Raw genomic sequence first — 9694 nt, forward strand, 5'->3', positions numbered from 1 at the left:
GTACAAACGTTGATATGACAACATTTTTTGCGTGAATTCACGACATTCGCCATCAAAACAAGCTCAGTTGTTTAAAAAAACAACTTCTCCTTGTTCATCTATTGTATAGCCTTGTGAATAAGCAGGGGCGAATGGAGCGTCTTCATAGAGCAAATAACGAATGTCTTCACCGATTTCTGGCGACTCATCCGTATTTTGAAGCGCTTCCTTCACATCTTCTCGATAGTCCACAAATAGTTGTCCGGTACCGTCTACGTAGATCGGGAGTTCGCGATCCGAATACGGGCTCGGGATGACCGGCTCCTCTGTGACAAAAATCTTGTCGTAATCGAGCGTGAACTGATTTTTCCCAATCGATCCATCGAACGGGAACTTCCCTTCTTTCGCCCGAAACGCATTAATGTTTGTCTGAAGCTGTTGCAAACGTTCCGACACACGCAAATCAATCAATTTGACGGTCGGTTCCGTTTCGACATCGACGAGAATATACTGGAACAATCCACCACCCTCAAAGCTATTCCCTGGAGGGTCTGCTAAATATCCTGGCACGAGCCGGGCAAACTCGATTGGATAACGCTCCATGAGCGGCGTTTCCGCTGGTTTTGTTTTAATGGGCAATACGCCAGATTGTTCACGATATGCATCGACCGCACTTTGTACGGTATTCAACTGGTCTTCGTACGGAATATTGTTAGCTCGTTCCGAGTCCGGGAACATACATCCTGCCAACAAAGTCGTTAACAGTAGGCTAACAGCGATGATACTCTTTTTCATGGCCTATCCTCCCGTCGGTCCTGAGACGACGACAAAAATCATAATTACTGTCCCAAATAAGAAAATGATGAACGCAATCAGGCGCACAAGCGTCGCGAACCATCCGGTCAGTTTCGTGTGACTGATGGCGACCATCAGTGCAGCGATGGCAAAAGCACCTATCCCCGCAAATGAAATCCACATTTTGATGAGTGACGGTGTCACGTCTACCCCCTACTTTCTCTATGTTCTCCAGACTTCAAGTGTAGCAAAAAAAAGCGAGGAACTGAACGAAAACGTCAGTTCCTCTCCGAAGTATTATTCTTCAAAATGAAACACTTGTTCCATCTCGTGCTTTTGTGGACGTCTCATGAGTTTTTTCACTTCATCATGAGGACTCTTTCCTTCAAATAGCACGTTATAGAGTGCTTCCGTGATTGGCATTTCGACACCCGCTTCTTTCGCGAGCGAATGTGCCGCCTCACAGGCGCGGACACCTTCGACGACCATTCCCATGTTTCCAAGAACGTCTTCAAGCTTTTCGCCGCGTCCGATTGCGTTGCCGGCCCGCCAGTTTCGGCTATGTTGCGACGTCGCCGTCACAATCAAATCCCCGATTCCTGTCAATCCAGAGAAAGAGGCCGGATTGGCTCCAAGCTTCACTCCAAGTCGGGCAATTTCCACAATCCCACGTGTCATGAGGGCAGCTTTTGCATTGTCCCCATAACCAAGTCCGTCGGTCATACCTGCAGCAAGAGCGATAATATTTTTAAGCGCCCCGCCATACTCGGCACCGACGACATCCGAGTTCAAGTAAACGCGGAATTGATCGTTTGTGAGCAGCTCCTGCACTTCGTCAGCGACATCGAGGTCCTCACAAGCAATCGTGATTGTCGTTGGTTTCCGTACTGCGACTTCTTCAGCGTGAGTCGGTCCGGTCAAGACACCAATGGCCCGACGTTTCGACGGGTCGATTTCTTCCGCAATGATTTCCGAGAGACGTTTGTGCGTTTTCGGTTCAATCCCTTTTGCGGCATGAACGATGGTGACCGGTTCCTTCAACATGGTGTTCAACTGTTTCGAGACAGGACGGATCGCCGAGCTTGGGACGACAAGGAAGACAATGTTGCGTCCGTCGAGCGCTTCCTTCAAATCTGTCGTGGCCCGAATCGATTCCGGTAACGGTGCGTCTTTCAAATAAAACGAGTTTGTATGAGACGAATTGATCTCGTCCACATGCTCTTGTTCACGTCCGTAGAGCAGGACGTCATGACCATTATCCGCTAATACGAGCGAGATGGCCGTTCCCCAACTTCCCGCTCCAATGACAGCTACATTTGCCATAAGTGGCACCCCCGTTATTAGTTTTTCTGACGAGCCACGATATGAATCGGCGTCCCGGTGAAGTCAAATGCTTTACGGATTTGATTATCTAAATAACGTTTATACGAGAAATGCAACAATTCAGGATCGTTGACGAACAGGACGAACGTCGGCGGCTCGATGGCAACTTGAGTCGCGTAGTTGATCTTCAAACGTTGTCCTTTATCTGTCGGTGTCGGGTTCATCGCGACCGCGTCGACGATGACATCATTCAATACGCTCGTCGAGATCCGACGACGATGTGTCTCTGCCACTTGCTTGATGACAGGCAACAATGTCTGCAACCGTTTCGACGTAAGTGCCGACAAGAAGACAATCGGTGCATAATCAAGGAACAAGAATTCTTTGCGAATTTCCTCTTCCATCTTCTTCATCGTCTTATCATCTTTTTCGACTGCATCCCACTTGTTGACGACGATGACAATCGCCTTCCCGGCTTCATGGGCGAGACCGGCAACACGTTTATCTTGTTCGATGATTCCTTCTTCACCATCAAGGACGACGAGGACGACGTTTGAGCGTTCAATCGCCTTTTGCGCGCGCATGACGCTGTAACGTTCTGTCGATTCGTATACTTTCCCGCGTTTGCGCATACCAGCCGTATCGATGATGACGTACTCTTGTCCGTCACGTGTGAACGGAGTATCAATCGCATCGCGAGTCGTTCCAGCGATGTTTGACACGATGACACGATCTTCACCAAGAATTGAGTTCGTCAAACTAGACTTCCCGACGTTTGGACGACCAATCAACGAGAACTGAATGACGTCTTCGTTATATTCAAATTCATCCTTTTCAGGAGCAAGTTCGAACACTTGGTCTAACAAGTCACCAAGTCCTAACCCGTGTGTACCCGAAATTGGGAACGGATCGCCGAATCCTAGTGAATAGAACTCATACATGAGATCTCTCATTTCAAAGTTATCCACTTTGTTGACGGCAAGGACAATCGGTTTGTTCGAACGGAACAACAAGTTCGCTACTTCTTCATCGGCTGCTGTGATGCCTTCGCGACCGTTCACCATGAAGATAATGACATCCGCCTCATCGATGGCAAGTTCAGCCTGATGACGCATTTGGACGAGCAACGGCTCGTCTCCTACTTCGATCCCACCTGTATCAATCAAATGGAACTTACGGTTGAGCCACTCTCCTGTACCATAAATACGGTCACGTGTGACACCTGGTTTATCATCGACGATTGAGACACGATCTCCGATGATGCGGTTAAAAATTGTGGATTTCCCGATATTCGGGCGGCCAACGATGGCCACTGCTGGAATTCCCATAACAACACCTCACTAATCTTTCTATCAAAATTTCATCATTTCAACATTTCGAAACGCAACTTACCTATCATATCACAGGCAAAATTAAGTGACCATACAAAAAGAAGCGGGAGCATGACTCCCGCTTGAACGATCATCTTATTTAGAGTCGTCCGAAGATTCATCACCTGTCAGTTCAGAGACAGAGAATCCTCCTTGGTCGCTGTATTCGTCGAGTAACGCTTGATCATCATCTTGACGAGTCGGTTCAGATGATTCGAGTGCACGCATCGACAATGAGATTTTCTTATCATCGAGATGAACATCTAATACTTTGACTTTCACTTCTTGGCCTTCTGATAAAACTTCAGATGGCGTTGCGATGTGACGGTTTGCGATTTGCGAGATATGAAGGAGACCTTCCACTTGTGGTGCGACCTCGACGAAAGCACCGAACGTCACGAGACGTTTGACAGTTCCTTCGATCACATCACCCGGTTGAATTTTCCCTTCAATCGTTTCCCACGGACCTGGTTGTGTCTCTTTAATCGAGAGCTTCACTTTTTCATTATCCAAGTCGAGACCAAGGACCTTCACTTTGACGCGGTCGCCTTCTGTTACGACATCGCTCGGCTTATCAACACGGCTGTGCGCCATTTCTGAGATATGGACGAGACCGTCCACACCGCCGATATCAACGAACGCACCGAAGTCTGTCAAACGTTGAACCGTTCCTTCGATCACTTGACCGACTTCGAGCGATTCAAGCGTCTCTGATTTCTTGGCGCTCATTTCTGCTTCGACAACTGCTTTATGTGACAAGATGACGCGATTTTTTTCGCGATCAATCTCGACGACTTTTACGGTAATTGGTTTGTTTAAATAAGACGAGAAGTCTTCGACGAAGTGACTTTCGACAAGAGATGCCGGGATAAATCCACGGATTCCGATATCGACGACAAGGCCACCTTTGACCTTATCTTTCACCATCACTTCAAACACTTCGCCCGATTCGAATTTCTCGACAATTCGATCCCATGCTGCTTCAGCATCGACGTCTTTTTTCGAAACGACCACTTCTTCGTCCGTGACTTTTTTAACTTTGACACGAATCTCGTCGTTCACTTGGAGTGATTCGTTTAAATCGTCTAGATGCATGCTTGATACTTCGCTAATTGGCAAAATCGCTTCGGTTTTATAACCGATATCGATCAGCGCTTGCTTGTCCTCGATTTTGACAACTGTTCCGGTCACAATTTGACCACGATTAATTTCAAAATCAGGCATATCTTTCATTTCTTCGACCATTCCAACACTACCCCCTCACGATGAGTACAAAAAGGAGCGCCCTGAGGCGCTTACACCTAGTATAAATCTCTTATAATTCCGAGAATTTGTCAAGGCGTTATGAAGATTGTACCTCTATTGAAAGAAGTTTAAACCTCAATTCCTCAAACCTATAATTACTTCGTGAATGAATGTTTCAAATAGAGGTCGGCAATTGTATTCATGATTAAGTCAGCCGCCTCTTGTGCGTTTGCCTTACGTTCCTTCAAAGGAGCCAAATCAATCGGCTTTCCAATGACGACACGCAATTTCGCACGAAACTTATATCTACCGATGATGGCAATCGGTAAAATGTGCGCGTCTGAACGCATCGCAAAGAAACCAACCCCGGCTTGCGCCTTTCCTAACGTCCCATCTTTTGAACGTGTACCCTCAGGGAAAATCGAGATGACCTCGTCTTCTTTTAGCTTTTGAAGAACAACTCGTAGCGCCTGACGGTCACCTTCCCCACGCGATACAGGAATTTGTCCCGAACGGTTCAAAATATGCTTCAATACAGGAACGCTGAAAAGCTCTTTTTTCGCAAAGAATCGTAATGGACGTTCTTTCGGAATCGCACATGCGAGGAGGACCGGGTCCCAGTTTGACTGGTGGTTCGAACAGACGAGAATCGATCCATCTTTTGGGACATGTTCGCGTCCGATGAATTCGACGCGAAACGATGCGAGTTGAATGATGTTCACGACGGCCCTAGCCATCCGATACATTCCAAACGGACCATTGTTCAACGGTTTACTCATGCTTTCACCTCTTCAATTAATCGTTCAATCGCCGAGACGACCCCATCAATCGACAACGTCGTCGTATCGAGATAATGAGCATCTTCAGCTTGACGGAGAGGCGCGACCTCGCGCTCTGAATCACGTTTGTCACGAAGAGCGATTTCTTCCTTCAATCGCTCGTAATCACTCGGGATTCCTTTTGATACATTTTCCTCATGGCGACGGCGTGCCCGTTCTTCGACCGAGGCAGTCATAAACACTTTTAAATCTGCGTTCGGTAACACATGCGTGCCGATATCGCGCCCATCCATGACGACACCGCCATGCTTCGCCAAATCACGCTGTAAATCCATCAAGGCATCCCGTACTTCCGATTGACGGGCGACAAAACTCACATTATTCGTCACTTCACTAGAGCGAATGACATCTGTCACTTCTTGTTCGCCATCGAATACACGTTGCCCTTCTTCAGATGGCACGAGACGAATCGACATGTTCTCGATCATCTTTGCAAGTGCGGGACCATCTTCAAGATTAATCTCCTCGTTTAAAGCACGATATGTGACTGCTCGATAAATCGCACCTGTGTCTATATAGACATAGCCCAATTGTTTCGCCAACGACTTGGCGATTGTACTTTTCCCGGCACCAGCCGGTCCATCTAAAGCAATTTGTAACGATTTTTTCATACAAAACGGGTATCGAGTGTGTCCGATACCCTCCTCCTCTCGGTCTATAATCCCGAGAACATCATAACAGTTTTTTATCTTGAAGAAAATACAGACCCTGTCCGCTTACGCGCTTCAAGTTGAACGCGGAAACAGTATCGTAAAATCGTCTCCTGATCACGAGGGGTCAAATCTTCGAATGCCAAAGAAAGCTCTTGCTTCACTTCTTGTTTATGTATACGTACTAAACGACTCTTCACACGAAAGAGTTGCGGCGCACCCTGCTCATCTTCAATTCGGAACACAACGATGAGCGATTCGTTTACTTCAACGGGCACACGGTTCGCAATAATTTTCATACCGCCTGCCGATACGTCAAGCGACGTCGTTTCGAATGATTCGAAGTCTGCCCCATCTGCCGCAACGACTGTCACATCAATCATTTCAGGGACGCGCAAATATTCACGTCGTTGAATTCGTTTGATTTTTTTCTCATCCGGCATCTTGAAAGCATAGCGAATCGTCATCTGCGCATCACTGATTCGTTTCGCGACTTTCGTATCAAATGCGAACAACTGGTTATCCCCTTTGAAAAAGTAAACACGCATCTCTTCTTCTTCATGTAAGAAGAAGGTTTTAAGCGTCGTCATGTCGCTTGGTGATTCAATCCAAACGATTTGATCCACAATGGCAGCAATCTTTGTTTTCCCCTCATTCCGTCCTTCTACTTCGATTCGTAATTCTTGTCCTTCTTTCAGCATATGCATGTTCCCCTTTATTTAAATTGACGACGATTGGACAGATTGGCTGCTCGTACAAGTAGAAGTGCAACCATCCATAAAATGACGATATAGAGCACGGCCGGCAACTTATGATTCGGTTCTAAAATCAAGATCAAATCAAACGTCCCGTGGATGACCGTTGCAGAAAAAATTGCCATAAACAGCCACACCCGCTCACGTGCCGAATGTTTGGCACGCCCCAAACAGTAGCCCATGACAACCGCAAACAATGCATGGCCGCTCACGGGTAAAATGGCGCGCCAAATCGCGATTTCTAATGAATCGTACACCCATAAGTATAAAAAATTCTCTAACGTCGCAAAGCCTAATGAGCAGGCGACCGCATAGAGAATCCCGTCGTAGTAATCATCAAAGACTTTATGTATATATATTGTATAATAAATCATAAACCACTTAAAAAACTCTTCGAGTAAGGCAGTGGTGACATATGCCTGCCAAAACGGACCAGTCAGCACCCCTTCTTCAACGAACGCATATTGGATAAACATGATCGGGAAAACGAGAACGGCCCCGGCCACGAAAGAACGAATCACATATCCGAGCGGTTCTGCTTCCAATTCATGGCGAAGATAGAAGTAGGAAAGAAGGGCAAGCCCTGGTGCCACCGCAGACAAGGCGATTGCGATCATGACGCATCTCTCCTTTCTCTCATTAGCATACACTGAATTGTCTGAAAGAAAAAGTGTGTAACGCCTAGAAAATGGAAATATCCATAAAAATAATTAGGAGGTCATTTATGAATCATTTATTACTTATTCACACAGGCGGTACAATCGCTATGTCCCAATCCGGTACAGGACACGTCGAACCGAGCGATGTGAATCCAATCGACGCTACACTTCCGAAGGCGACGGACATTGCCCACATTACAACGAAGCATTTCTCAAATATCCCATCTCCACATATGACACCCGATAAAATGCTTGAACTGGCTCAATTCATTCAGCATGAGTTGACGCAGGACACGTATGACGGAGTCGTGATCACACATGGAACAGATACGCTTGAAGAAACGGCTTACTTCTTGCAGATTACGCTCGGTGCGCCTGTACCAATCGTCTTGACAGGAGCGATGCGTTCCTCGAATGAAGTCGGTTCAGACGGTGAATTCAATTTAATTACCGCTCTTCGGGTCGCAAAGAGTGAATCGGCTCGCGGAAAAGGGGTACTCGTCGTGTTCAATGGAGAGATCCATTCGGCATTCAACGTCACAAAAACACATACGTCATCCGTTGATACGTTCAAATCGGTCCATTTCGGAAACGTGGGTATGGTCACAAAGGATCACGTACTCATCTATAGTCAACCGGCAACGAGACAGCCTAAAATGATTCCGTCCATCTCAAAACGGGTAGCTGTGTTAAAAGTCGTCGCGGGAATGGAGCCTGATTTACTCGAATCGGTGATGGAGCTTGGATACGACGGACTCGTCCTCGAAGTATTAGGACAAGGCAATGTCCCACCGACACTTTTGCCGGCGCTCGAGCGCTTGGTCAAGGAAATCCCCGTCGTGATTGTCAGCCGTTGCTTTAACGGAATCGTCCAAGACGTATACGGTTATGCCGGTGGCGGAAAACAATTGAAAGAGATGGGGATCATTTTCTCGAACGGGTTGAATTCGCAAAAAGCTCGCCTGCGTTTACTCGTGGAACTCGAATCCGGTTCTTCTCAATCCGTCATGGAACATAGCTTTAGCTTCCAGCAATAACCTTGCGCTTCCGCATTCCCTTCCCTACAATGAGCAAAGAGGTGATTTTCAGTGAATAAACAAGCGATTATTGTGGGTGCTGGACCATGTGGTCTATCAGCGGCCATCGAGTTAGAGAAGATTGGGGTTTCTTGTACGGTTATTGAACGTGGAAATATCGTTGATGCAATCTATCGATATCCGACCCATCAAACGTTCTTTTCATCTGCAAACCTGTTAGAAATCGGGGACATCCCGTTTATATGTAAAGATTTAAAGCCACGTCGACAAGATGCACTCGTTTACTATCGGGAAGTCGTCACCCGTACCGGATTGAACGTCCATCCGTTCGAGAACGTCGAATCAGTAGAAAAAATCGACAATCGGTTTGTCGTGACGTCAAGACATGAGCGTCGTGGTGAAATCGTTCGCGAGGCAGATTATGTGATTTTAGCCACAGGATATTATGGACGTCCTCGTATGCTCGATGTACCTGGTGAGGAGTTACCACACGTCCACCATTATTTCCACGAGGCCCATCCGTACTATCGACAACACGTCACCATTATCGGGGGAAAGAACTCTGCAGTCGATGCGGCAATCGAACTCGAAAAAGCCGGAGCGTACGTGACCGTGCTTTATCGCGGTGACTCTTATAGTCCTTCGGTGAAGCCATGGGTTCTGCCTAACTTCGATTCACTCGTCCGACATGAGAAAGTTCGGATGGAATTTGAAGCGACAATCGATCGCATTACCGAAGACGGTGTCTATTATCACCAACATGGGGAAGAGAAGCACGTGTATGCCGATCACGTCCTCGCGATGACAGGGTATCAACCAGATCATCATCTTTTTGAAAATGCGGGAATCACAATCGATGAGGAGAGCGGTGTTCCGACGTTTGATGAGGAATCGTTCGAAACGAATGTCGAGCATTTGTTCATCGCTGGTGTTGTCGCTGCCGGCAACGATGCGAATAAGATTTTTATCGAGAACGGTCGCTTTCATGGGAAAGCCATCGCAGACACGATCGCAAATCGTATTCAAGTATAAAAAAGTTCGG

The 9694-nt window shown here is 46.9% G+C and carries 11 protein-coding genes; 2 read left to right on the top strand and 9 right to left on the bottom strand.

Translation table 11 applies throughout. The features are described from left to right. Positions 1 to 63 precede the first annotated feature (63 nt). The 9 genes from ON063_RS03800 to prsW all read right to left on the bottom strand — a co-directional run bounded on the left by ON063_RS03800 (position 64) and on the right by prsW (position 7573). Entirely contained in the window at positions 64 to 774 is a 711-nt protein-coding gene (locus tag ON063_RS03800; RefSeq protein ID WP_274664287.1) for a hypothetical protein, read from the bottom strand. A 3-nt stretch (positions 775 to 777) separates the two neighbouring features. Beyond that, positions 778 to 978 carry a DUF2768 family protein gene (locus ON063_RS03805; protein ID WP_074034636.1) on the bottom strand — a complete coding sequence of 67 codons (201 nt, stop codon included), beginning with the start codon at positions 976 to 978 and terminating at the stop codon, positions 778 to 780. Positions 979 to 1071: 93 nt separating this feature from the next. Then, on the bottom strand, positions 1072 to 2097 hold the full coding sequence (locus ON063_RS03810) for an NAD(P)H-dependent glycerol-3-phosphate dehydrogenase (protein ID WP_074034637.1): 1026 nt from the start codon (positions 2095 to 2097) through the stop codon (positions 1072 to 1074). A gap of 17 nt (positions 2098 to 2114) precedes the next feature. Continuing rightward, entirely contained in the window at positions 2115 to 3425 is a 1311-nt protein-coding gene (gene der, locus ON063_RS03815; RefSeq protein WP_214691863.1) for a ribosome biogenesis GTPase Der, read from the bottom strand. A 138-nt stretch (positions 3426 to 3563) separates the two neighbouring features. Continuing rightward, positions 3564 to 4712 carry a 30S ribosomal protein S1 gene (rpsA, locus tag ON063_RS03820; protein ID WP_274664288.1) on the bottom strand — a complete coding sequence of 383 codons (1149 nt, stop codon included), beginning with the start codon at positions 4710 to 4712 and terminating at the stop codon, positions 3564 to 3566. 155 nt (positions 4713 to 4867) lie between these two features. Beyond that, the gene (locus tag ON063_RS03825; protein ID WP_274664289.1) at positions 4868 to 5491 is read right to left on the bottom strand and encodes a lysophospholipid acyltransferase family protein; all 624 of its coding nucleotides are present in this window, start codon (positions 5489 to 5491) and stop codon (positions 4868 to 4870) included. Continuing rightward, on the bottom strand, positions 5488 to 6162 hold the full coding sequence (cmk, locus tag ON063_RS03830; protein ID WP_214691861.1) for a (d)CMP kinase: 675 nt from the start codon (positions 6160 to 6162) through the stop codon (positions 5488 to 5490). Before cmk ends, ON063_RS03825 begins: the two co-directional genes overlap by 4 nt. Positions 6163 to 6236: 74 nt before the next feature. Then, on the bottom strand, positions 6237 to 6902 hold the full coding sequence (locus ON063_RS03835; protein ID WP_214691860.1) for a flagellar brake protein: 666 nt from the start codon (positions 6900 to 6902) through the stop codon (positions 6237 to 6239). A 14-nt stretch (positions 6903 to 6916) separates the two neighbouring features. Further along, positions 6917 to 7573: a glutamic-type intramembrane protease PrsW gene (gene prsW / locus ON063_RS03840; protein WP_214691859.1), complete on the bottom strand. Its 657-nt coding sequence runs from the start codon at positions 7571 to 7573 to the stop codon at positions 6917 to 6919. 107 nt (positions 7574 to 7680) lie between these two features. On the opposite strand from prsW, the gene ON063_RS03845 reads away from it, so the two are divergent. Beyond that, entirely contained in the window at positions 7681 to 8652 is a 972-nt protein-coding gene (locus tag ON063_RS03845) for an asparaginase (protein WP_074034643.1), read from the top strand. Positions 8653 to 8703: 51 nt separating this feature from the next. Then, positions 8704 to 9684 carry a YpdA family putative bacillithiol disulfide reductase gene (locus ON063_RS03850; protein WP_274664290.1) on the top strand — a complete coding sequence of 327 codons (981 nt, stop codon included), beginning with the start codon at positions 8704 to 8706 and terminating at the stop codon, positions 9682 to 9684. The last annotated feature ends 10 nt before the right edge of the window (positions 9685 to 9694 follow it).

This window comes from Exiguobacterium sp. B2(2022) (assembly GCF_028823655.1).
GTDB classification, from domain to species: Bacteria; Bacillota; Bacilli; order Exiguobacteriales; family Exiguobacteriaceae; genus Exiguobacterium; species Exiguobacterium aestuarii_A.